Below are 24,235 nucleotides of genomic sequence, written 5' to 3' on the forward strand. Positions count from 1 at the left end.
CATCCGAAAATATGACATCCGAAGAATTAAAACAGAATGTTGAAAAAGCCCTAGAAGAGATTCGTCCTTTTCTACAGAGCGATGGAGGTGATATTTCCTTAATCTCTATTGATAACGAAAATTCTGTAAAGGTAAGGTTAGAGGGCGCATGTGTTGGATGTAGCGTTAATCAAATGACCCTAAAAAGCGGTGTGGAAATGACCATAAAAAAGTACGCTCCACAAATTGAAGAGGTCATAAATATTGTAGCCTAAATGCTGATTTTAGTCATATTCTTACAGACGTTTTAACTCTAATATTGTCTGACCTTTAATGTAAAACTCAATGATCAAAACAGACTTATTGATTATTGGAGCTGGCCCAACAGGGCTTTTTGCCGTTTTTGAGGCAGGCCTATTACAGCTCAAGTGCCATTTAATTGATGCACTACCACAAGCCGGGGGCCAATGTTCCGAAATCTATCCCAAAAAACCCATTTATGACATTCCTGGTTTCCCCGAGGTATTAGCGGGCGACTTGGTGAACAATTTAATGGAACAAATAAAACCTTTTGAACCTGGTTTTACTTTAGGCGAAAGAGCACAGACCATAGAAAAATTAGAGGACGGTACTTTTATTGTAACGACCAATAAAGGAACCAAACACCACGCTCCTATTGTAGCCATTGCTGGAGGCTTGGGTAGTTTTGAACCTCGCAAGCCACTTCTTGAAAACCTCCAGAAGTACGAGGACAATGGCGTTGCCTATATCATTAAGGATCCTGAGGTCTACCGAAATAAGAAAGTGGTAATTGCAGGAGGAGGAGATTCCGCTCTGGATTGGAGTATATTTTTAGCCGATGTAGCCTCAGAAGTCACTTTGGTACACCGTAGAAACGAGTTTAGAGGTGCATTAGATTCCGTAGAGAAAGTGCAACACCTCAAGAACCAAGGTAAAATAAACCTAATCACCCCTGCTGAAATCGTTGCTCTTAAAGGCGAGGAAACCCTAGAGGCCGTTTCCATTAGAAAAACAACAAATCCTAATGAGGATGTTACCTTAGAAGTTGATAATTTTGTGCCGCTTTTTGGTCTTTCTCCCAAATTGGGACCCATTGCAGATTGGGGCCTTGATATTGAAAAAAATGCCATAAAAGTAGATACGTTCGATTATCAGACTAACGTACCGGGAATATATGCCATAGGCGATGTTAACACCTATCCAGGGAAATTAAAATTGATTCTCTGTGGTTTTCATGAAGCAACATTAATGTGCCAAAGTGCGTACCAGCGTATTTACCCGGATAAAAAATATGTAATGAAATATACGACCGTAGGCGGCGTAACAGGTTTTGACGGAAGTAAAAAAGAGGCGCCAAAGGCGGTTGTAAAATCCATTGATTAGTAAAAGTTTATAATTCAAGAATATTAATGTCCGACATAAAAATAAAAATAACCGACCGTGATGGTGTAACCCATGAGGTAGACGCCCCAACCGATATGAACATGAACCTTATGGAGGTCGTACGTTCGTACGAATTGGCCCCTGAAGGAACTATTGGAATCTGCGGTGGTATGGCCATGTGCGCTTCTTGCCAATGCTATGTAGAATCCGATCATGAACTTCCTGAAAAGTCCGATGATGAAGATGCCATGTTGGCCGAAGCTTTTGACGTTAAGGATAACAGCCGTTTGGGATGCCAAATTCATATGACCCCAGATTTAGACGGTCTAGAAGTTGAACTGGCTCCTGAAAGTTAGATTCTTGCCTGGTAGGTAAACAAGTTGTAGTACCTACCTTCTTTTGAAATTAGCTCGTCATGCGTGCCTTCTTCGGCAATTCTACCGTTTTCTATCACTAATATCTGATTCGCTTTTCGAATGGTACTTAACCTGTGCGCTATTACAAAAGTGGTACGCCCTTCCGTTAAAGCTGCTAAACTCTTTTGAATCAAGGCTTCGCTTTCTGTATCCAAATTAGATGTAGCCTCATCTAGAATTAAAATTTTAGGGTCGGCCAAAACGGCCCTTGCAATCGCAATACGTTGGCGTTGCCCCCCGGAAAGCTTAACGCCGCGCTCCCCTATCAAAGTGTCCAGTCCATCTTCAAACCTATCTGTAAACTCATTTACATAAGCAGCTTCAACCGCCTGTTGCAATTGCTCTTCAGAAGCATTTGGTCTAGGAAACAGAATATTCTCCCGTATGGTTCCCTCAAACAGAAAATCGTCTTGTAAAACCACCCCTAAATGTTGTCTAAAACTATTTAGGTTTACTTTAGAGACGTCCTTGCCGTCTATAGTAATCCTTCCCGACTGAGGGTTTAAAAAAGTAGCTGCCAATCCTGCAATGGTAGATTTTCCCGAACCAGAACTCCCTACTAAAGCGACTACGTTTCCGGATTTCACTTCAAAGTTAATGTTGTGCAACACCTCCTTATCTTCCTCATAAGCAAACGAAACATCATCAAAAACAATATCCCCTTTAATCTCATCTAGAACAATCGTTCGGTTTTCTTCATCTGACTCAGGGGTCATATTCATAAGTTCTTCCGTACGGTCCAATCCAGCCAGTGCTTCGGTCAACTGACTACCAATATTGCTCATTTGAACAATAGGAGCTATCATCAACCCTAACAAAAATGTAAAGGTTAAAAATTCACCAATAGTAAGCTCATCCATCATTATTTTATAACCTCCTATACCCATAATACCCGTAGTGGCAATCCCCAAAAGAAAGGTTGAAGAACTGGTCATGAAAGCAGTGGCGGTCAAACTCTTTTTTACATTTTGAAAAAGACGGTCTACTCCCTTTTCAAAAATTTTATTTTCTTGCTCTTCCGCATTAAAACCCTTGATTACGCGAACGCCACCCAAGGTCTCCGTAAGTCTACCCGTGACCTCGGCATTTATTTTTCCTCTATTTCTAAAAATGGGTCTTATAATCTTAAAAGCCTTTAATGCTATAATAGCAAATATGGCAAGCGGCACCAAGGTGAACACCGTCATCGTCCAACTGATCCGCAATAACAATATAAGTGAGACTACAGCTGTAATGGTTCCGCCAACAAGTTGGACCAACCCAGTACCGATAAGATTACGGACCCCTTCCACATCGCTCATAATACGGGAAACCAAAGCTCCGGATTTTGCATTATCAAAAAAGCTTATAGGTAACGAGAGCACCTTTTTCTGCACTTGAGCCCTAAGCTCAGAAATTAGAAACTGTGCCTGTACGCTTAAGATTTTAGTTAATAAAAATGAGGTTACCGCTTGTACCAAGATTGCTAAGGCAACGGCACCAACAAGCAATTTTAAAAAATCCAGGTCTTTATTGGGTATAATGTCGTCCATTAAATATTTAAGGGACATAGGTGCAACAAAACTTGCTGCTTTGCTTATTACAATAAGCACAAGACCTATAAACACAAGATTTCGTCTGGGCCAGATAATGGTCTTAAATGCGGTAAGGATACTAACTTTCTTTTCGGCCATGGAAGATGTTTTGAAGAGGGCAAAGTTACGGTAAAAACAGTGACTTTGCTTTTTAAGAAAGTTATCTAAATCATAAAGCTAAACCACTAGCGAATATTGAGAATACACAGCGCAATCTAGAAAATTTAATCTTCCGCTTCCTTTGTAACGATCAAGGTAGCTTTAGAACCTTCGGAGAGCAACCATTTATTCGCGTAGATAAGCTCTCCCTTATCATCATAAACGTTGATTTGTGCGGTGTTAGGAGGAGAAGAACCCACGTTAAGGGCCTCAAAATCTATACGGTTAAAACCTTCTTTTAAATCAACATTCACGCCTTTAAAAGAGCCGGTCAAAAGAATATTAGGGTCGGCCACATCACCGTTAACATATATTTTTACACGATCGCCATCTACAAATTCGTGATCACGACAAACGATACCCACAAACTTCCCGTTGTTTTTTACATCGCCCAAATACATATCTGCAAAGTGCTGTTTAGAACCTTCCTTGGGTTGTCTTGGCCCTACTTTTGGGTCTATTTTCATACCTGCCCCGGCCTGAACCAGTTCGCGGTCATCGATCATCTTTACAGGGTTGCGTTTTGCAATATCAAAATCTACCTGAGGCTGGTCATCCACCACGGATGGTATTTTTAACGAAGTGCCTTGATCAGGCTTGGCGTTATCATCAATCTTATTGGCGGCATCAATCTTAAGGTCTTTCTTTTGAGGAATATCCGTCTGGGCCACCCCCGTAAGGGAAAACAGCAGTGCAGCCAATACCAGTACCGAATATTTTTTGATCATTGTATAAAAAATGCAAGATAAAGATAACAAATACCCTGCCATAGGGGCTTAAGGCAATGTTAAAACGATAAATTACTAAAAATCGTATCGGCAATCAATCTATGTCCTGTTTTATTAGGATGTATAGGGTCTTTGCCATAACACTCCTTTTGACTTGCAAAGAGCGGTTTCCTAATATTTATCTCGGCATTGGCGTAAGGATGCTGCATTTCTAAAATGATATCGGTAAACTTTTCAAGCACTTCCGCATCATATTTAGGATAGGGATTTTTATAACTATAGGACATTGCATTTTCATTTTTTTCACTGGACTTGGCCAAGGGTGGTGGAGTGAGTAAAATGGTCTTGATATCCCTTTGACGCATTTTTTCAAGAAAAGAATAAACGCCTATTTTAAAGCTTCTGAACAGTTCATCGGAAGGTTTTCCGTAAATACCGTCATTAATACCATAGCAGAAAAGGGCCACATCAATAGAGTTTTTGTCCAAAATCTCATCCAATCGTTCAAAAAGGTATGGCCTAGGGCCGGGATGATCCTGTTCTGTAAGTCCGCTTACGGTTTCACTACTCTTCCCAAAGTTGATAAACGTAATATTGAGTTCCGGTTTTTCTAGATTGAATTTTTCCTGAAGCATTTCAACATAACCATGCCCGCCCGCGTACGTAATGCTATCGCCAAAACAACCCACAACCTGGTTTTTCTTTAATTGAAATTTGGAGTTATCAAAGCACCCCATTAGGCTAGTACCTACAACTGCCAGTGCCGTTCTATTAATGAACTGTCTTCTTTTCATCATCGTGCAATGATTCAATAATTTATATAAAAATATCAAGAATGAGCACACCTATGAGCCCCATAACGCCCACTGTGGTTTCCATTACCGTCCATGTTTTTAAGGTGTCCTTAACCGATAGATTAAAATACTCCTTATAAAGCCAAAACCCGCTATCATTAACATGGGACAACATTAGACTTCCCGAGCCAATTGCTAAAACCATTAGCTCTGGACTAACATCTGTATTGGCGATTAACGGCAAAACAATACCCGCCGCTGTAAGACCGGCCACCGTTGCAGAGCCTACACAGACCCGAATGACCGTTGCTATAAGCCATGCCAAGATAAGTGGAGAAATAGTAGAACCTTTTAGCATTTCACCTATATAATCACTCACCCCACTATCTATAAGTACTTGTTTTAACGCTCCCGCACCCGCTATAATCAAAAGTACCATGGTAATACCAGAAACGGCACTGGAAACGGAATCCATTACATCTTTCATTTTTTTACCCCTAGCCAGTCCCAAGGTATAAATGGCCACCAGAACAGATAAAAGCATTGCCATTACGGGATTACCCAAAATATCAGTTGCTTTTCTAACAGCATTCCCTTCGGGCAACAACAAGGTCATTACAGAAGCGAAACCGATAAGAATTACAGGAAGCAGTGCCGTAAGAATACTGGTAGCCGTACTTGGCATTTCATCATCCGTTAAAACTTTTGGATTTAAAAATTCCTTAAGGGGAGTTGCCTTTACATTTTTAATAGCGCGTGACAATAGTGGCCCTGCAACGATAATAGCAGGTATGGCCACTAGAATACCATACAATAAGGTTTTCCCGATATCAGCATTAAAAATAACCGCTATACCCGTAGGCGCCGGATGCGGAGGAAGGTACCCGTGTGTTACGGAAAGAGATGCCAACATGGGCAAACCCACATAAATTAAAGGAAGCCTGGTAGCTGCGGCCACCGTAAAGACCAAGGGTATTAAAATAACAAAACCCACCGTATAGAACATGGGAATACCCACGATAAAACCCGTAAGCACTACGGCCCATTGAATGTGTTTCTTTCCAAATTTTTCTACCAACTGGGTAGTAATACGTTGTGCCGCCCCACTGTCTGCCACCAACTTACCCAACATAGCACCTAGACCCAAAATTAGAATTAAGTATCCAAGCGTATTCCCAATACCGGATTGTATGGATTTGGTTACCGTTTCAAAATCCATTCCTTCTGCTACCCCAACCAACAGGGAAACGATAATAAAGGCGATAAAGGCATTGAGTTTAAAACGGGCTATTAAAATGAAGAGAATGAAAATTCCGGCAATAACAATGGCAAGTGGCATGGGCTAGATTGGTATTAAGCCCTCTAAGATACTAAATTAGATAACAAATGAAACTCGAAAAAACACACTTAAGCCCTTCTTTTTAAGTTGATGGATCCTAAGGTTTATGAATAGTTTTCCGAAAGGGTTTTTAATACATTAACCGCCTTTTCACCAAGCTCGTGGTCTACAAAAATATGGTCATGATAGTAAGCCGCAACAACGTTACAACTGATGTTATTTTTTGCCAGTTCCGAAGAAAATAGCGCGGTAAGCCCTACTCCTTCTAATGATGAGTGGATTTCCAAAGTTATCCAAGAAGCGATGTACTCATACGGAAGTTGTAAAGCATCGGCTTTTTGCTTGGCTATAATTACCGTAACACCCTCTTCTTCTTTAAATTCGCAAATTGTATCCGCTCTTGAGATGTAATCCACATTGGGCAAAGTTACAAATACGTATTCACCCTCATTTAACTTGGGGGTCATACCTTTTATCATTTCCGCTAAGTTTTTTTCTCCTGCCATTTATTTCAATTTATAACAATTGTGCTATTTCCAGCCAACAACCAGATACTAAAACTACATTGGTTTAAATTTCTATACAAACATATAGATGCTTAACTAATTGGTGATCTCAATACGATAAAGTCTAAAAAAAAGAGAGAACCCATAGAATTCTCTCTTTTAATAGTACCGGAACAAGCCCTATTAACCTTCTAAATACCCAAACTTACCATTATTAAAATCATGAAAAGCTTGCATTAACTCTTCTTTGGTATTCATAACAAAAGGGCCATGAGCGGCAATTGGTTCGTTTAGAGGCTCACCACTCAACACCAACACCAAAGTGTCTTCAGATGCTTCCACCGTAAAATCTTCACCATCATTAGCCATAAGTACCAAATGATCTGTAGGAGCATGTTCTTTACCGTTCACTGTAATACTTCCCTCAATCACCAACACAACCGTATTGTAATTTTCGGGAAAGGAGAAGTCCGCTTTAGCTCCGCTTTTTAAATGGGCATTTAACATATGAATTGGTGTAAAAGTAGACGCAGCTCCTTTTGTGTCTTTGTACACACCAGCTATTACCTCTATTTTACCCGCACCGTCCGGAAGTATATAGTTACCCAAGTCTTCCTTTTTTAATGCCTGATATTTGGGTGCGCTCATTTTATCTTTTTGGGGCAAGTTTACCCAAAGTTGTACCATTTGAAAATCGCCCCCTTTTTTTGCCCATTCCTCCTCATGATATTCTTTATGTAATACTCCGCTTGCAGCGGTCATCCATTGCACATCACCTTCACCAATTACGCCACCACCTCCGCTACTGTCATGGTGGGCTACCCTACCTTTATAGGCAATGGTAACAGTTTCAAAACCTCTATGTGGATGAACGTCCACCCCTCTAGGATTATCCGTTGCCGAAAAGTGAAATTTTGAATTATAATCCATCATTATAAACGGATTCATACGCTGCATATCCAATCTAAATCCGCTAGGGATAAAGTTATGTACCCTAAAACCATCCCCAACAAAATGTGGGTCCCTTGGTTTTGCCACTAATTCTACTGTTCTTGTTTTCATGTCTTTAAGATTTTATACCACAAAAGTATTGCGATAGGCCAACCTGTGCATTGATGTATGATAAGAACCTATTTTCTGAAATTTTTATCCGCAAGACTTTTTCTTACCCTGCTTAGGCTTTCTGGCGTAATACCCAAATATGATGCTACCATGGTTTGGGGCACACGCAGAAGAATATCCGGGTACATATTTACAAATTGCAAGTATCTTTCCTCTGCAGACGAACTTAAAAGTCCGTTTACTCTTTTTTGTAAGTGTCTAATATGGTTGTGCAACAACCGGGTATTGAAATCTGTAAAAGACGGTATTTTTTCCGATAAATCCTTAATGAACCTCTCGTCTATCAATACTACCTTACTCTCTTCCAACGCTTGAATATAATAAACCGAAGGTGAATTAAAATAGCTGCTCTCGCGGTCCGTAACAAACCAATTTTCCGGAGCAAAAGCTATAACGTGCTCTTTACCCTTAGCATCTATAGAATACTGTCTTAGCAGGCCCTTTTCCACGAAAAAAGTATGGGTACAACGTTCTTCCCTGCGCAATAAAAAGGTATCTTTTTTTATGGTTTTGGTTGTACAATTATCAAGAATTGCCAAAACCTCGTTCTCATGAACATTAAGATTTGTAGTTAAAAAAGTCCTTAAGGTAGTGCTGTTCATTTTCCATATTCAATTCTAGTCCTAAAACTAAACAAATACGAACAGATTATGACAATCTCATTAATCCAAACTACTCAGAAATATTTAAGGGTATTGTGAATTTAAAGTCGCTGCCTTTTCCAAAAGTACTTTCCGCCCAAATTTCACCTCCCAATTTTTCTACGAACTCTTTACAAAGAACAAGACCAAAACCAGACCCTTTTTCATTTGCCGTTCCCACACAAGCCATATTAGTGTTAATCCCGAACAATTTTTGACATGTATCCTCGCTCATTCCTACACCATTATCGGAAACCGTGATTTCTACATAGGTCTCACTGGATTTAGATGATACGTTGATATGCCCGCCAGGTTTAGTAAACTTAATTGCGTTTGAAACAAGGTTACGCACTACGGTCCTTATGATTTTATGATCAGAATTAACGGAAATAACACCTTCTTGATCATAATTAAGGGTAATACCCTTTGTGGATGCAATGACACTGGATAATTCCAGAGTTTCCTCTATTATCTGATTAATGCAAGTTCTTTCAATTCTGAAATCTATCTGTCCCGTTTGGGATTTGGCCCAATTCAAAAGGTTATCCAACAGGTTGAGACTGTTTTTGGTAGTTCTATCAATGAGGGTTAAATATTCTTTAGATTGAGCAACATCATTTTCTTGCACGGAATCATTCAATAAATCCGATAGCAGACTTATATTGTTAAATGGACTTCTTAAATCATGAGCAATGATAGATAAGAGTTTGTCCTTAGTAGCCGCTATCTCCCTTAATTGGGCCTCACTTTCATGCAACTGCTTTTCAGCCTTTTTCATTCCAGTAACATCACGAACTACGCAAATAAGGAATTTATCACCTCTTTCGTCAATATACCGAGATTTTCTTGTAGATATAATCTTTGTTTCCGCACCCCTCACCGTTATACTCTCTTCACTGATATTCTCAATACCATCATTCAAAACCTGCCTATCTACCTTTAAAAAATAATCTCTCTCTTCTGGTCTAACATCTTCGGCAAGTGTTTTACCGATTATTTCTTCACGAGACATATCCATCATCTTACAGAAAGCATCGTTCACTAATATCAATCTACTTTGACTGTCTTTGACGAACACAGAATCTCCCATATGGTCTAGGACAGTTTGGGTATATTTTGCCTCTGTATTCAAATCAATATTGCGATTTAGGGGTTCACTCATTTCTCCGTTTAAAATTATAAAATTAATCAAGGAAGCAGCTACCAACACTACCAAGAGTATAGCTTTAGGCCTATCTCATAACTTCTACGGGGGGAAGTAGAAATCTGTTAATCAATGATTAACAGCCCCTAAATTTAACATTTTTTTTAGAAAATTGTTATTGAAAGTAAATGTTTTAAAACTGCAGCATTACTCTTAACATGACATATAGATGAATACAACATGCCGCAACCCTGTTATTCATTAGACCAGACCAGCATATACCTATACTTGCTCATTGCTAAAAATAATTACAGAACATGTCTCAAAAAAAGGTTTTCTAGCTCTTCCTCTGGAGCTAAACAAAGTCCTGGGTGAGGTTTTGAACTTTGTATAATGGTACTTCTAGAAGCTGTAAGCCAGCGAAATCTTGATGGTAAATCCAATTTACCTATAGCACCTCCTTTAGGCTCACCTTCACAAACCAATTCCCAAGCGGCCAAATACGACTCTAAAGCTTCGGGGTCTATCTCACTTGCAAACGCCCGGATACGTTGGCGGTCAATAACAAATTTCATTTTAAGAAACTTCTTTCGTTTTGAAAACACGATAGCTCCTATATTAATAAATTCCTCCCGCTCTACCTTTGGCACTAGCCTTATGATGGCATACTCGTATGTAACCCTATCTTGCATCTTCCGCCTCTTTTACTAACACATCTAACTTTCCCAATCTTGTGTTCAAAAATTTCATGTAGGCATCACGCTTCTCAAGAGGTGTTAACGGATCAGATTCACTAGACAGCCAATCTTCAGGTATTTTAGAAACAATTTCCGTAATGACTTCTTCACTTATTCTTTTCTTAATGATACCCGAAGCTTGGGGCAATTGAGTGGCGCGTTCTAAAAGCACATGGTCTTTAATGGCGGGAAAGGTCCGCTCCAGATGCGTTTGCCAAGTTTCCCAATTATGGTGAAAATAAAAACTGGAACCGTGATCGATCAGCCATAATTCTTTATGCCAATTCAGCAAGTTGGTATTTTTAGCCGTACGATCTATATTACTAATCATACTATCTAGAAGTACAACTTTAGAAGCGGTTAAAGGGTCTGCAACAGAAACTAAGGGGTCATAAACAATAGCTCCGGACAGAAAGTGTAACCCAAGATTTAAGCCTACGCTAAATTTGAGCAAATCTTGAATTTCCTCATCAGGTTCGGTCTTACTAAAGCTATCGTCTAAGTTCATAAAAACAACTTCCGGCACCTTAAGTTGCATGGCACGGGCAAGTTCTGCGCCAATAAGTTCAGCAATTAAAGCTTTTTTTCCTTGACCGGCCCCTCTAAACTTTAAGACATAAAGAAACTCATCGTCTGCTTTAACTATACCAGGTAGCGAGCCACCTTCCCTCAAGGGTTTTATATACTGTACTACGTCTACAGTTCTAATTTCAATTGCATTCATATGCGCTAAGGTAATGAAAGTTGTGTTTTACGATTGAGCTACGTTATAGTTATTACGGCAAACAAAAGAAGCCTCACAAAATGAGGCTTCTTTATTAATTTAATTTGAGGTTTTTTACTTTTTAAGCTTACTCAAAAAACTTCTCATTTTAGGGATGATTTTATCCGCATCTTCTTCCAAAGCAAAATGACCGGTATCGTAAATGTTATAATCAATATTTTTCACATCTTTTTTAAAGGCAATCGCCCCACTCTCTGGAAAAAAGGCGTCGTTCTTTCCCCAAACAATTAAAAGTGGCGGTTGGTTCTCCCTTAAATATTCCTGCCATTTTGGGTATAGCTTTACATTATTTTGATAATCATAAAACAAATCTAATTGAACGGCATGAGCGTTAGGTCTGGACATTCTCAAATAATCTAAATGCCAAGTATCCGGGTTAACCTTTTCGGGATTACGTGTACCATGTGTATATTGCCACTTAAGCCCTTCTAATGAAAAAGAATGTAATAATGCTTTTTCAGACTGCTCGTTTCTATTTGCCCAGAATGCTTTAGTATCTTTCCACGCTGCTCCCAAACCCTCTTCATACGCATTACCGTTCTGATTTATAATTGCTGTAACGCGCTCTGGATGGGCCGTAGCAATCCTAAAACCAATTGGAGCGCCATAATCTTGAATCATTAACGCATAGGAAGTAATTTCCTTTTTTTCCAAAAAAGCATCTATTGTAGCGGCAATGTTATCAAAAGTATATTCAAATGCACTAGCAGCTGGAAAATCGCTATTTCCAAAACCGGGATAATCTGGGGCTACTAAGTGATATTCATCAGATAATTGATCTAGTACTTTTCTATATTGGTGCGAGGACGTGGGAAAACCATGCAGCAAAACTATAGTCTCATTTTCTGGGTTACCTGCTTCTCGGTATGCTATGTTAATTCCGTTAACTTCTAAAGTTCGATACTTAATTGTTGTCATATTTTCTTTGCTTTTAAATATTAGATTCGATTTTTCTACATCTGGCATTGTTTTCCCGGACATAAATAGTGGCACAATAGCCAAAGCGTAAAGAATTAAGTTTTTCACAGTTTTAGTATTTATTACCGAATGTTCGGTAAAATTTATTAGTAAATTTTTTTATTCGTTTAGGTACCTAAATTCAATATCCTTTAAAGTTTGTTCAAATATCTCTAAATCATTCAACCCTTTAGTAACTACAAGACTACCTTGAATTTCCAATAAGGTCTGTACGGCATACTTTTTCGCTTTTTCATCGGTCAAGCCCAAATCCTGACCTAAATTTTTAAAGGCATCAATCCAATGCAACATGCCTTTCCCTATTTGCTCACCAAATAATTCCAGTCCAGAACCTAAAGAAAATGCCCTTAAGATGCATGCATCCTTTCCATTGGTATAAACACCCCTAATACTATCCAAACCGTTAACCAATCGTTGTGCGGGAGATACACTATCATCCCGTAAAGCCTTGAATACTTTTTCTTCTGCCCGTTCCCCTAAATAATCCATAACAGCAATAGCCATACCCTGCTTTCCATCCGGAAAACGATGATACAAACTAGCTTTTTTAAGTCCTGTTTTCTGGGCTAATTCAGAAAGACTAGCCCCGTCATAACCTTTTGACCTAAAAACACCTACTAGGCTTTCAATAATTTGTTTATCCAGTACTTTCTGTGGTCTCATGGGGCAAATATACATATTATCTGTATTTTACCAAACGTTCGGTAATTTTTTTTTTTTTGCCTTAACCATTAATATACTTTTTTACCTGTCCTATATGGTTATTTGGATTTCAGGTATAAAAAAAGCTGAGAATATATTCTCAGCTTTTCATTTTTAATCTTGTACTCGAGGTGGGAATCGAACCCACACTCCAAAGGAACTGGATTTTGAATCCAGCGCGTCTACCAGTTCCGCCACTCGAGCATTAAAATCGGACTGCAAAAGTAAAAATTTTTTTCTACCCCACACAAAAAAATAACAACATTTATGCTTTAGCAAGACAAATAAATTTCTAAATTTGCACCTCGCTAACAAAACGACTTGTCAATAAACTAATTCACAATACGTTACCCATGGCTTACCAAGTTCCCGAACCTAAGATTTTCGCATGTACCCAAAGTACTGAGTTAGCAAAAAAAATAGCCAAGTTTTATGGGGCCGAATTAGGCAACGTAATCTTCTCTAGATATAGTGATGGTGAATTCCAACCTTCTTTTGAAGAGTCCGTTAGAGGCACCCGTATTTTCATTATCGGTTCAACAAACCCTAGTTCGGAACACCTAATGGAAATGTTATTAATGCTAGATGCCGCCAAGCGTGCCTCTGCTAGACACATAACCGCTGTAATGCCTTACTTTGGTTGGGCAAGACAAGACAGAAAAGATAAGCCAAGAGTGCCTATTGCGGCAAAGCTAATCGCCAAAATGCTTGAAGCAGCAGGTGCTACACGAATTATTACAATGGATTTGCATGCCGATCAAATTCAAGGTTTTTTTGAAAAACCTGTTGACCATTTGTTCGCATCCACTATGTTCTTACCATACCTTAAAAGCTTAAACCTGGAAAACCTGACCATAGCTTCACCAGATATGGGGGGCTCCAAAAGAGCTTATGCGTATTCCAAAGCATTGTCTAGTGATGTAGTAATCTGCTACAAACAACGGGCAAAGGCTAATGTAATATCGCACATGGAGCTTATTGGCGACGTAAAGGGAAAGAACGTGGTCTTAGTAGATGATATGGTAGATACCGCCGGAACATTGACCAAGGCTGCCGATTTAATGATGGAAAGAGGTGCACTAAGTGTTAGGGCCATTACAACTCACGCCCTATTATCCGGTGATGCCTATGAAAAGATAGAAAAATCCCAACTATCGGAACTGATTGTTACAGATTCTATTCCGGCAAGACGGGACTCGGATAAAGTAAAAGTATTGAGCTGTGCAGAGCTGTTTGCAGATGTTATGCATAGGGTTCACCACAATACTTCAATTGCATCAAAATTTTTAATGTAGCTCAAACAAAGGGCTACCCAATTTAGAGTATTAATTTTTTAAACCATATAATGAAGTCAATTAAAATTAAAGGATCAGAAAGAGAAAGCGTGGGCAAGAAGGCAACGAAGGCCCTACGTAATGCTGGACAGGTTCCTTGCGTAGTATACGGAGGGGAAAAACCATTGCACTTTTCAGCAGATGAGTTAGCGTTCAGAGATTTAGTCTACACCCCAGCCGCGCATACCGTAAAGGTTGACTTAGGCGATGTTAAGGTAAAAGCGATTATGCAAGACATTCAGTTTCACCCAGTGACTGATAAAATTTTGCATATCGATTTCTATCAACTTTTTGATGATAAGGAAGTTACCATGAACATTCCTGTTCGTTTAGTAGGTAATGCTCCTGGTGTTAGAGCTGGTGGTCGTCTACTTTTTAGAAAGAGAAAACTTGCCATTAAAGCACTTCCGGACAACTTGCCAGATTATTTTGATATTGATATATCTAAATTGAAAATTGGTGAAAACATTACCGTTGAATCTTTATTGAAAGATGAATTTACTATCCTACACCCAGAAACAACTGTGGTGGTTCAAGTTAAAACGCAACGTACAGCAGTGGCCGTTGATGACGACGAAGAAATTGAAGGAGAAGAAGGAGAAGCTACTGAAGCAGCAGCTACTGAAGGTGGTGAAAGCCAAGAATAAATTTCAATTGAAGTTTTATAAAAAGCGCCCTAATTTAGGGCGCTTTTGTATTTTTACACCTTAAGGTTGCCGCTTGGCATCTACTTTAGAACATAATCATGTACAAGAACCATTTATTATGTTTTATCAATTTCTAAAATCAATTTTCAACAAGAGCAAAAGTGTTCTAGAAGAAACCGATACCATGAAAAAATACCTCATCATTGGCCTAGGGAATATAGGTAGTGAGTATACAGAAACCAGACACAACATTGGCTTCAAAATATTGGATGCCCTAGCAAATGATGCCAGTTTTTCATTTGAAACCGCAAAATTGGGAGATATAGGTCTTTTCAAAATTAAAGGACGTAGTGTGCTTTGCCTGAAACCATCTACCTATATGAACCTTAGCGGTAAGGCCCTAAAATATTGGATGGACAAAGAAAACATTCCTTTGGAAAACGTATTGGTAATCACTGATGACATTAACTTGGAATTTGGCACTATACGCCTAAAGACCAAGGGTAGTAATGGCGGCCATAACGGTCTTAAGGACATACAGAATGTACTACAGACCACAAACTACAACCGACTAAGATTTGGCGTAGGGGCAGATTTTGGAAAAGGAAGGCAAGTTGAATATGTTTTGGGTGAATGGACCGAAACTGAAAAGAATGCGTTAACAGAGCGCTATGAAAAGACTACAGAGCTCATAAAATCCTTTGTTCTTGCTGGTGTTGCCCGCACCATGAACCAATTTAACGGGTCTTAAATTCCGAAACCGAACTGGCGGAACTATTTCCTTCTTCATCGGTTGTAACAACTTTCCAGAAATAGACTTCTCCAGAGGTTACTTCTACCTTTAATTCACTAACTCCGGCATCCGTACTTTTTAATAAGTTGGTGGGTGGGTTTTGGGTAGAAAAATAAATAGCGTACGCTTCTATATCATCATCCAAATCCTTGCCTGACCACTTTAAACTTACCTCATTATTAACATCTTTAAATGCAGTGGACCCTTGTACCGGAAATGTCAATTCTGCAGGAAAAGGCACGTGACTAATTTCTGAGCCAGGATTATAGAACAACCAAGAATCACTACTTGTTGCCGTTGTAGTTTCAGAATTTTTTGAAATTACCACCCAAGAAAAAGGGGTGCCCTTTGCCAATGAAAGAGTTTCTATGGTATTAGATGTATTTTTTGATTGAACGGTACCTGTATTGAGATTCGTAACCTGTAGCTCATAATCTTCCGTATGGTCTGCCGCTCTCCAATTAAAGCGAACAATACTACTGGCATCGCCATCACTTTGAACGGGTGTGCACTCTGAATTTTTAGCAGGGGCAATTAAATCCACTTTTTCAGGCGCCTTCGGCGAGTCTTTTTTACAACTCGAAAAGAGTACTAATCCCAACAGTATAAAAGTTAGTATCCTCATCGTTTTATCACTTTAACCGATTCACTAATTGTTTCTCCCTTGATTTTCACAATATAAATTCCGGAATGCAATACCGAAAAATCCAAGTCTACTCCCCCACCTCTTGGTTTACTCTGTTCACTTTTCACCAAACTACCTCCAATAGTAAAGATATCTATTCTTACTTTTTCCGTAGATGCCCCTAATAAAACGCGTGTGCTTTCATTAAACGGGTTTGGGAATGCAATAGGTTTACTCCCCACAAAAAATTGGTCTTCAAAAATACCTTGACACGAAATACCCGTTGATACCCGCAGTACATTACCCCCTGATTTCAAATCTAGTGTAATCTCGGATTTATCAGTCAGTAGCGTTTCACCATTTAATTCAATAGTATACAGGTCCGCTCCTTCCATAGATAACAACAACTGCTTTCCATCTAAAGAAACAGAGGATGTTACCCCCAAAGGCTCTGGTTGGGATACGGTTACCTGAGCACAAAAAGGTTCATAATCAAATCCGGCACCTGAAGCGTTTACACACAACGTGTATACCCCCGAGTTTAAATTTGAAAGCGAGAACGAGTCCGTAAACATATCGGTTACATCTACACTGTTACCAGATATAGTTACCGTATAATCCATAGACGTTTTAGCCTCTATAGAAATGACCCCATCATCATTATTTCTACAGGACTCACTTTCTACCGTAATCTCAAAATTATCGGAAGCAAACCTATGCACCTCACAACCAGAGGAGTCCACCTCCGCCCCTTCGGGCGTATTAAGGCATAAATCGTCTCCATCATCAAAAACACCATCATTATCTGCATCCGGTCTAAATTCGCCTTCTACACAAATATCCAGAGAGAACTCGTTTATCATACCTCCATCCCTAGAGGCATTATCCACTACCGTTAAGGTCCATTCACCCAATACGGACTCCCCTTTAAAAGAACTTAGCGAACCTAATGGTTTTACCGTACCCTTAATTGCCGTTGTAGCTGTAGCTCCACAAGAGAAACTAGAAGCACTATCATCAAAAATTGCATCTACATTCCTTAGATTGCCGCATGAACTAGAAATTAACGGAACCACTGTATTAGATGGAGATGTTAGTGTTACGACCAAATCCTCAAGGTACTCGTGATCAATATTCAATCTTACATTTATATCATCTACCTTTAAATCTTCAAAAAAGGCAATTTTTGAAATTACCGTGGTTCTTTCCGTAGCACTTATTTCCAAAGGAAGGTCTCGCGCAGGCTTATTGGCACAATCTACTTGTATGGTAGTGAACTTACGAACTGTACTGTAAGGTCCTTCGCCACATACGTTTAAAGGCTTTACTCGCCAGTAGTATTCTTCCTGATTATTAAGTTCCGTAGGCACGTAACTATTTGTAGTAACCGTGACCAATTCTATCAGGTTGGCAAAAGCGGCATCGGTTGCAATATGCACCTCGTATGAAGTATAAGAAGCATCCTCCTCCCACTGTAGCAACTCTGTTGTTGCGGCATCTACTAAATTATTGGCAGGAGCCGTAATCGCTACTGCAGGAAAATCCGTGTCGTATATCTTTAAGTCTAGGATAATTTCTTTTGTTACGCTAGCAGAGACAGCTGTGATAGTCAATGAATACGAGCCTTCAGGAACATTTTCGGTATTTTCGATTAACATATCTACTCGGGTTCCGTCTACTGAAACGGTATCCGGCATAAAAGTAACCCCTAAATTATCTGGCCCATCCGTTACCTCAAAAGTAACTTCTTCATCAAAACCCAAATAGGTTTCATAGTCAAAAGGAATCACAAGGTCATCAAAATGACAAGCTTCATACTCCAATCCTGAAAAGTTCATCACAAACTGCGATGCCTCAATGGTAAAATCAGTAGCATTCACAGCATAATACACATTGTCCGAAGCTTTGACCATAACCCGGGCCTTATCCGTAGCAATACCCGGAACTACCACTTTATGAGACCCATCGTTAACCACACCTGATGCCAAGGAAACCGTAAAAGTTACACCGCCATCAGTAGAAAGCACAAGGTCTACATTTTTAGTAGCAACCGGCAACTTATCCGTTCCGGCAACGTCCCAATCTATCTGTAACACTTCACCCGCCACATAAGTTTCGGCAGATGCTTGCGAGGTAACCTGAAAAGGCCCCGCACTGTTTACAACGGCAAGATTCATTAATTTGGAGACCACCTGACCCCCACCTGGTGCATTATCCCTAACCGTAAAAGCAAAATTCATCTCTCGCTCAACGTCCGATACCGTTTCCCAAGCAGAACCTCTCGTAGGGAAGGTCTGCACCAAATTACCACGAACTACTTGTGACAACATTGGAAAGTATCTTACAGGTGCCAAACTTGGAAGTCTAGACCTGAAATTTGCACCGCTTGCATTATTTGGACCAAAAGAGGCCTGAGTAACCACGCCGTTGTCTATTTGTTCCCATGTATAGGTCAGCACATCTCCTACATTAGGATCTGTGGCGCTGCCCTCCAATATAAAAGCAGTGGATTTTGGGATTACGTAATCTTCCAAATCCGCAACAACGGGAGGATTGTTGGAAATACCCGTAACCTCCCCACAGGTTTTTGTCTTTAGATTATCTATAATTTGCTTAATACTAACGTAATGAAAATAATCGTCTCCGCTGGCCGCTACGTCATCTACATCCGCTATACCTGCGTAGCCCATAATGGTAGACCCACTACCCGGCTCTACTTGAACCAAGGTTCCTTCAAATTCATGTGACCAAGTGTGGTTTGCCCCTAACTGGTGTCCCATCTCATGGGCCACAAAATCCAAATCAAACTTATCTCCTTTAGGCACTCGGCTGGATGAATATGCACTACCCTTTCTATTGGTCACACAAATAGCCCCAATAAAACCGGCGTTACCCCCATTTTCACCTTTATGAAACACATGCCCAATATCATAGTTTGTTTCTCCTATCTCACTGGTCATTACCGCCTGGCCCTGATCGCCCAACAAGCTTAATGTACCCGTATACGGGTCTGTAGCCGCATTGGTATAAATTATCTTGTCCGTTTCTGCTACAAGCTCCAAACGCACTGCTAAATCCGTTTCAAAAACCTCATTTACCCTTGTTATAGTGGCATTGATACCTGCTAGTGCATCAACCACTGTACCACCATGATATTCCGTATATTCCGCAGTTGCCGAAACGGCCAACCTGTATTTTCTAAGTACACGGTCATCAAGAGGTTTGGCCGTTAAGCTGGCACCGGCGGACAAAACCTTTTCTTGGGTACTACAAACAAAATCTTCATCATCTGCACTTTTAGCACTCCCGGAATACACCATATAGGTATCTCCCTCTACCTTCTCAATAAAACTGTTCTCTCTTTTTTCCGAAGAAATAATCATGGCCTGCACTTCCTTTTGAGAAATACTGAACCGTATACGGTTTTCCCTATTATTTACATCATAACCAGAAAATGATTTTATTTCTGGGTATTTTTTTGAAAGTTCTTCGGACAAAACGGGCGTTTCACGAACACTATACGCTACCATTTCTCCGTTAGAATTTGGAAAATGAACAATTTTTGAAACGCTCTTTGATGTTGTAGAGCGCTGCAAATCCTGCTTAAAAAGTTTCTCTTGTAAGGAAAAAACTTTTGCGTTCTGTATGTTCAACCCCTGCGAAAATCTCTTGTAGGAAGATTTTTTCATCGAAGAGCTTTCCCAATATTCGCTCTGTGCCGAGGCGGAAAAGGAAAGAAATGCTATGGTAATTGAGAAAACAAGACGTAATTTTGTAACCATCAAGGGGGTTTAGAACAAAATCAAATATAAGTCTTTTTATTATTTTTAACAGGTGGTAACAGTCCAAAGCATTTTCAAAAACGATAAACGGCATTCGACTGCCATTACCATAGGCACTTTTGACGGTGTTCATATTGGTCACAGAAAAATACTGGAGCGTTTGATAAATAATGCCGCTGCACTAAACCTTAAATCTACCGTATTGACCTTTTTCCCGCATCCGCGGATGGTTTTGCAAAAGGATGCAAACATAAAATTGCTCAATACCATTGAAGAAAAAACCAAAATATTAGAGGAGCTAGGATTGGACCAATTGATCATTCATCCTTTTACGCAAGAATTTTCCCGTCTCTCCGCCACTGAATTCGTTCGGGACAACTTGGTGAACCAACTGCAGATCAAAAAAATTATTATTGGTTACGACCATCGCTTCGGCAGAAACCGAAATGCCAATATTACCGATCTTAAAGCTTTTGGTAGCACCTTTAATTTTGAGGTAGAAGAAATATCGGCACAAGAAATAGATGAAGTATCCGTAAGTTCAACCAAAATACGTAAAGCGCTCCAAGAAGGCGATATTACCACGGCAAACAGCTACCTAAGCTACAACTATATGCTTACGGGCACGATACAAAAAGGAAAAGGCCTTGGCAGACAACTTGGTTTTCCTACCGCCAACCTCCACATTGCGGAATCGTATAAATTGATACCCAAAAATGGGGTCTACGTGGTTAAAAGTCAGCTTTTAAACAAAACCGTTTACGGGATGATGAACATTGGTTACAACCCTACCGTTGCTGGCAAAGAGAAAACTATTGAGATTAACTTTTTTGATTTTGACCAAGATCTTTACGGTCAAAAACTACAGATAGACATTCTACACCGTATACGCGACGAGCACAAGTTTGAATCTGTAGAAGCCCTAAAGACTCAACTGGAAAAGGACAAACAAACCTCGCTCTCCCTAATCTTAGAATAAATGCTGAATCGTTTTCTCTTTTCGAAAATCGATAACTCGCAACTGATTATATTCCGTATTTTTTTCGGACTACTTGTTTCCCTAGAATGTTACGGCGCCATTTTAACGGGTTGGATCAGAAGAACGTTAATAGAACCAAAGTTTACCTTTAATTTCATTGGTTTTGATTGGCTCCAACCTTTACCGGGGTTTGGCATGTACTACTATTTCTTTGTTATGGGTACACTGGGCGTACTTATTGCCCTAGGCTACAAATACCGATTTGCCATTATTTCCTTTACCCTTATGTGGACGGGTGTTTACCTGATGCAAAAGACATCGTACAACAATCATTACTATCTTCTGGTACTTATTTCGCTCATCATGTGTTTTCTACCGGCGCACCAAAGTCACTCATTGGATGTAAAGCGAAACCCAAACTTAAAAAGCGACAGTATGTTCGCTTATGTAAAGTGGATTGTGATTTTTCAGCTACTTATTGTCTACACCTACGCTTCTATTGCCAAACTATATGGCGATTGGTTAGATTTTGGAATTGTTCGCATTCTAATGCTCAACAAAGCCAGCTACCCTATTATTGGAGGCCTGTTGCAAGAGCCGTTTATTCATAAAATTATTGGGGTCTTGGGTATTTTTTTCGATTTATTGATTGTTCCCGCCCTACTTTGGAAGCCCACTCGAAAAATTGCTTTTTTCGCTTCTATATTTTTTCACCTGTTCAATTCCATTGTTTTTCAAATTGGCATATTTCCCTATTTGGCACTGGCCTTTACCGTGTTCTTTTTTGAACCCGAGACTATACGGAATATCTTTTTTAAGAAGAAAAAACCTTACCTGCTTCAAAAGGTAGAAGTGCCATCCTACAGAAAACCACTACTTGTTATAGGAGGCATTTATTTTCTAATACAAATTACGCTCCCCGTAAGACATCATTTTATAAAAGACGATGTTTTATGGACAGAGGAAGGGCACAGATTAAGTTGGCGTATGATGCTCCGAAGCCGCACAGGAACCGTAAAATTCTTGGTAGTCAATCCAAAAACCGGGGAACAGACCGTAATCAAAACAAAAGATTACCTCTCCAAAAAGCAACAGAAGAGAATTGCGGGCTACCCAGATTTTATATGGCAGTTTGCCCAAAGGTTAAAAAAGGAATATGCCAAAAAAGGAGAACATATAGAGGTGTACGCACAAAACTCTAAAGTTAGCGTAAACGGAAAACCTTACCGCCCGTTTATAGACCCTAAAGTAGATTTAGCCAACACCAAGTGGAACTACTTTTGGCATAATGAATGGATTTTTCCATCACCTACCTACGAAAAAAAACCTTAGAATTTTTTAGCCCGCTTGCAAAGTTGTAACGGCATGCCCCATGGGTCACGTAGCATTACAAGATGTAGATCTTCACGCTTAACTTCCTCAACAAGAGTAGCTCCTTCAGCAACAAGTCTTTGTTTATCTGCTTCGGCATCATCAGAAACAAAAGCCACATGAAATGTTGCGGGGTGGCGCTCCTCAAAGTTACTTAGCGGTTCTTCCGGCTTTTGGTACAACTCTAGCATCACCCTCCCAGTAGAATCGGCCAAAAAGGTCATAAAAGGAGGCTTTTCCTGTCCAACAACAACAGTTAACCCTAAATGCGTCACAAACCAGTCTACTCTTTTGTGTATATCCGTAATGTTCAGTGCAAAATGTTCAAAAACCATAAAATAATAAGATTATAACGGCCGTAAATGTATTGGTTTTTAATCATTAGTTTAAATTTGCAGACTAAATTTAAGAGCAATGTTACAGCTACAGGTCGTTAGAGACAAAAAAGACGACATCATAAACGCATTAAAAAAGCGCAATATAGATGCCGCACCATTGATTAATGAAGTGTTGGAGTTGGATGAAAAAAGACGTGCAACACAAACTTCCTTGGACAACACCCTAGCGGAAAGCAATAAACTTTCTAAAGAAATAGGCATGCTCTTTAAGACTGGAAAAGCCCAAGAAGCCAACGTTCTCAAAGAGAAAACAGTGACCTTAAAGGAAGATTCCAAAAGGTTGGGCGAAGAGCTTAATACTATTTCCGAAAATTTACAGAGCGTTCTTTATAAAATACCTAACGTTCCCCATGAATCAGTTCCTGCAGGTAATTCAGATGAGGACAACGAAGAGATTTTTAGAGAAGGAGACATACCTACTTTAAATACCGATGCTCTACCCCATTGGGAATTGGCAAAGAAATATGATATCATAGATTTTGAATTGGGCGTAAAAATTACAGGTGCCGGTTTTCCCGTATACAAAGGAAGAGGTGCCAGATTGCAACGTGCCCTAATCTCTTATTTTTTAGATAAAAATACAGAAGCAGGTTACACTGAAATGCAAGTACCGCACTTGGTTAACGAAGCATCCGGTTTTGGAACTGGGCAATTACCTGACAAAGAAGGGCAAATGTACCATGTAGGAGAGGACGACCTTTACCTTATTCCAACTGCCGAAGTACCGGTTACCAATCTTTTTCGTGACGAGATAGTTACCGAAAGCGATTTCCCTATCCGCTATACGGCTTACACACCCTGTTTTAGGAGAGAGGCAGGAAGCTACGGCGCACATGTTCGTGGTCTTAACCGTCTTCACCAGTTTGATAAAGTGGAAATTGTTCGGGTGGAAAACCCCGCTAATTCGTACCAAGCCTTGGATGGCATGGTAGAACATGTAAAAAATATCCTTAGAGAACTAAAATTACCATACCGCATTCTAAGACTTTGCGGCGGTGACCTAGGTTTTACGGCAGCCCTTACTTTTGATTTTGAGGTGTTTTCCACGGCGCAGGACCGTTGGTTAGAAATTAGCTCTGTGTCCAATTTTGAAGCCTACCAGGCCAACCGACTAAAACTACGGTACAAAGACGAAAACGGAAAAAGCCAGTTTGCCCATACATTAAACGGAAGCTCTTTGGCCTTACCTCGCGTTTTAGCTGGGATTTTGGAAAATTATCAAACTGAAGATGGTATTCAGATACCCGAGGTATTGGTGCCTTATTGTGGGTTTGACCGTATAGATTAATTTTAAGTACA

The 24,235-nt window shown here is 39.8% G+C and carries 24 protein-coding genes and 1 tRNA gene; 9 read left to right on the plus strand and 16 right to left on the minus strand.

All coding sequences use genetic code 11. From position 1 onward, the window contains the following. The first annotated feature begins 11 nt into the window (after window positions 1-11). The 3 genes from SJY45_RS11345 to SJY45_RS11355 all read left to right on the plus strand — a co-directional run bounded on the left by SJY45_RS11345 (window position 12) and on the right by SJY45_RS11355 (window position 1,739). Window positions 12-254, plus strand: coding sequence for a NifU family protein (locus SJY45_RS11345; RefSeq protein ID WP_215438211.1), 243 nt, complete (start codon window positions 12-14; stop codon window positions 252-254). Between the two features lie 70 nt (window positions 255-324). After that, a complete protein-coding gene (locus SJY45_RS11350) occupies window positions 325-1,383 on the plus strand; it encodes an NAD(P)/FAD-dependent oxidoreductase (protein ID WP_215437610.1) in 1,059 nt (352 codons plus the stop codon). 26 nt (window positions 1,384-1,409) lie between these two features. After that, entirely contained in the window at window positions 1,410-1,739 is a 330-nt protein-coding gene (locus SJY45_RS11355) for a 2Fe-2S iron-sulfur cluster-binding protein (RefSeq protein WP_215437608.1), read from the plus strand. On the opposite strand, the gene SJY45_RS11360 is transcribed toward SJY45_RS11355, so the two are convergent. From SJY45_RS11360 to SJY45_RS11420, 13 genes are all read right to left on the minus strand, one after another. Continuing rightward, window positions 1,736-3,472 (minus strand): ABC transporter ATP-binding protein, encoded by a 1,737-nt coding sequence (locus SJY45_RS11360; protein ID WP_215913744.1) that lies wholly within the window; start codon window positions 3,470-3,472, stop codon window positions 1,736-1,738. The genes SJY45_RS11355 and SJY45_RS11360 overlap by 4 nt on opposite strands. A 125-nt stretch (window positions 3,473-3,597) precedes the next feature. Continuing rightward, window positions 3,598-4,260 carry a hypothetical protein gene (locus SJY45_RS11365; protein ID WP_400070791.1) on the minus strand — a complete coding sequence of 221 codons (663 nt, stop codon included), beginning with the start codon at window positions 4,258-4,260 and terminating at the stop codon, window positions 3,598-3,600. A gap of 59 nt (window positions 4,261-4,319) precedes the next feature. Then, complete coding sequence (locus SJY45_RS11370) at window positions 4,320-5,057, minus strand: GDSL-type esterase/lipase family protein (RefSeq protein ID WP_289037244.1); 738 nt, start codon at window positions 5,055-5,057, stop codon at window positions 4,320-4,322. 19 nt (window positions 5,058-5,076) lie between these two features. After that, window positions 5,077-6,393, minus strand: a complete 1,317-nt coding sequence (locus SJY45_RS11375; RefSeq protein WP_400070793.1) for a gluconate:H+ symporter — start codon at window positions 6,391-6,393, stop codon at window positions 5,077-5,079. 104 nt (window positions 6,394-6,497) lie between these two features. Beyond that, on the minus strand, window positions 6,498-6,899 hold the full coding sequence (locus SJY45_RS11380; protein WP_400070795.1) for an ACT domain-containing protein: 402 nt from the start codon (window positions 6,897-6,899) through the stop codon (window positions 6,498-6,500). Between the two features lie 183 nt (window positions 6,900-7,082). Further along, window positions 7,083-7,961 carry a pirin family protein gene (locus SJY45_RS11385; protein ID WP_400070797.1) on the minus strand — a complete coding sequence of 293 codons (879 nt, stop codon included), beginning with the start codon at window positions 7,959-7,961 and terminating at the stop codon, window positions 7,083-7,085. A 68-nt stretch (window positions 7,962-8,029) separates the two neighbouring features. Then, window positions 8,030-8,623: a Crp/Fnr family transcriptional regulator gene (locus tag SJY45_RS11390; RefSeq protein WP_400070799.1), complete on the minus strand. Its 594-nt coding sequence runs from the start codon at window positions 8,621-8,623 to the stop codon at window positions 8,030-8,032. A 70-nt stretch (window positions 8,624-8,693) separates the two neighbouring features. Then, window positions 8,694-9,824 (minus strand): ATP-binding protein, encoded by a 1,131-nt coding sequence (locus SJY45_RS11395; RefSeq protein ID WP_400070801.1) that lies wholly within the window; start codon window positions 9,822-9,824, stop codon window positions 8,694-8,696. Window positions 9,825-10,114: 290 nt separating this feature from the next. Next, window positions 10,115-10,498 carry a DUF3037 domain-containing protein gene (locus SJY45_RS11400; protein WP_215437585.1) on the minus strand — a complete coding sequence of 128 codons (384 nt, stop codon included), beginning with the start codon at window positions 10,496-10,498 and terminating at the stop codon, window positions 10,115-10,117. Then, window positions 10,488-11,267 (minus strand): HipA family kinase, encoded by a 780-nt coding sequence (locus SJY45_RS11405; protein ID WP_400070803.1) that lies wholly within the window; start codon window positions 11,265-11,267, stop codon window positions 10,488-10,490. Before SJY45_RS11405 ends, SJY45_RS11400 begins: the two co-directional genes overlap by 11 nt. Window positions 11,268-11,381: 114 nt before the next feature. After that, entirely contained in the window at window positions 11,382-12,245 is an 864-nt protein-coding gene (locus SJY45_RS11410) for an alpha/beta fold hydrolase (RefSeq protein WP_400070805.1), read from the minus strand. A 159-nt stretch (window positions 12,246-12,404) separates the two neighbouring features. Beyond that, a complete protein-coding gene (locus tag SJY45_RS11415; protein ID WP_289037254.1) occupies window positions 12,405-12,968 on the minus strand; it encodes a TetR/AcrR family transcriptional regulator in 564 nt (187 codons plus the stop codon). A gap of 162 nt (window positions 12,969-13,130) precedes the next feature. Further along, window positions 13,131-13,211: transfer RNA gene (locus tag SJY45_RS11420), tRNA-Leu, on the minus strand. A 149-nt stretch (window positions 13,212-13,360) separates the two neighbouring features. Between SJY45_RS11420 and SJY45_RS11425 the strand changes: the two genes are divergently transcribed. The 3 genes from SJY45_RS11425 (at window position 13,361) to pth (ending at window position 15,739) form a co-directional block, all read left to right on the plus strand. Continuing rightward, window positions 13,361-14,302, plus strand: coding sequence for a ribose-phosphate pyrophosphokinase (locus tag SJY45_RS11425; RefSeq protein WP_215437574.1), 942 nt, complete (start codon window positions 13,361-13,363; stop codon window positions 14,300-14,302). 50 nt (window positions 14,303-14,352) lie between these two features. Beyond that, complete coding sequence (locus tag SJY45_RS11430) at window positions 14,353-14,988, plus strand: 50S ribosomal protein L25/general stress protein Ctc (protein WP_215437571.1); 636 nt, start codon at window positions 14,353-14,355, stop codon at window positions 14,986-14,988. 118 nt (window positions 14,989-15,106) lie between these two features. Next, window positions 15,107-15,739 carry an aminoacyl-tRNA hydrolase gene (gene pth / locus SJY45_RS11435; protein ID WP_252735791.1) on the plus strand — a complete coding sequence of 211 codons (633 nt, stop codon included), beginning with the start codon at window positions 15,107-15,109 and terminating at the stop codon, window positions 15,737-15,739. Here pth and SJY45_RS11440 read toward each other — a convergent pair. Together SJY45_RS11440 and SJY45_RS11445 are read right to left on the minus strand one after the other, a co-directional pair. After that, window positions 15,726-16,325 (minus strand): hypothetical protein, encoded by a 600-nt coding sequence (locus SJY45_RS11440; RefSeq protein WP_400070808.1) that lies wholly within the window; start codon window positions 16,323-16,325, stop codon window positions 15,726-15,728. The genes pth and SJY45_RS11440 overlap by 14 nt on opposite strands. Window positions 16,326-16,402: 77 nt before the next feature. Continuing rightward, window positions 16,403-20,188, minus strand: a complete 3,786-nt coding sequence (locus SJY45_RS11445) for a reprolysin-like metallopeptidase (protein WP_400070810.1) — start codon at window positions 20,186-20,188, stop codon at window positions 16,403-16,405. Window positions 20,189-20,240: 52 nt separating this feature from the next. On the opposite strand from SJY45_RS11445, the gene SJY45_RS11450 reads away from it, so the two are divergent. Next, window positions 20,241-21,167: a bifunctional riboflavin kinase/FAD synthetase gene (locus SJY45_RS11450; RefSeq protein WP_215913730.1), complete on the plus strand. Its 927-nt coding sequence runs from the start codon at window positions 20,241-20,243 to the stop codon at window positions 21,165-21,167. Then, the gene (locus SJY45_RS11455; RefSeq protein ID WP_400070812.1) at window positions 21,168-22,499 is read left to right on the plus strand and encodes an HTTM domain-containing protein; all 1,332 of its coding nucleotides are present in this window, start codon (window positions 21,168-21,170) and stop codon (window positions 22,497-22,499) included. It begins immediately after the preceding gene. Here SJY45_RS11455 and SJY45_RS11460 read toward each other — a convergent pair. Further along, window positions 22,496-22,873, minus strand: a complete 378-nt coding sequence (locus SJY45_RS11460) for a VOC family protein (RefSeq protein WP_215913728.1) — start codon at window positions 22,871-22,873, stop codon at window positions 22,496-22,498. The genes SJY45_RS11455 and SJY45_RS11460 overlap by 4 nt on opposite strands. A gap of 79 nt (window positions 22,874-22,952) precedes the next feature. Here SJY45_RS11460 and serS point away from each other — a divergent pair, with 79 nt between their 5' ends. After that, a complete protein-coding gene (gene serS, locus SJY45_RS11465) occupies window positions 22,953-24,224 on the plus strand; it encodes a serine--tRNA ligase (RefSeq protein ID WP_400070814.1) in 1,272 nt (423 codons plus the stop codon). Window positions 24,225-24,235 lie beyond the last annotated feature (11 nt).

Source organism: Zobellia russellii, from assembly GCF_044597075.1.
Classification (GTDB): Bacteria; Bacteroidota; Bacteroidia; order Flavobacteriales; family Flavobacteriaceae; genus Zobellia; species Zobellia russellii.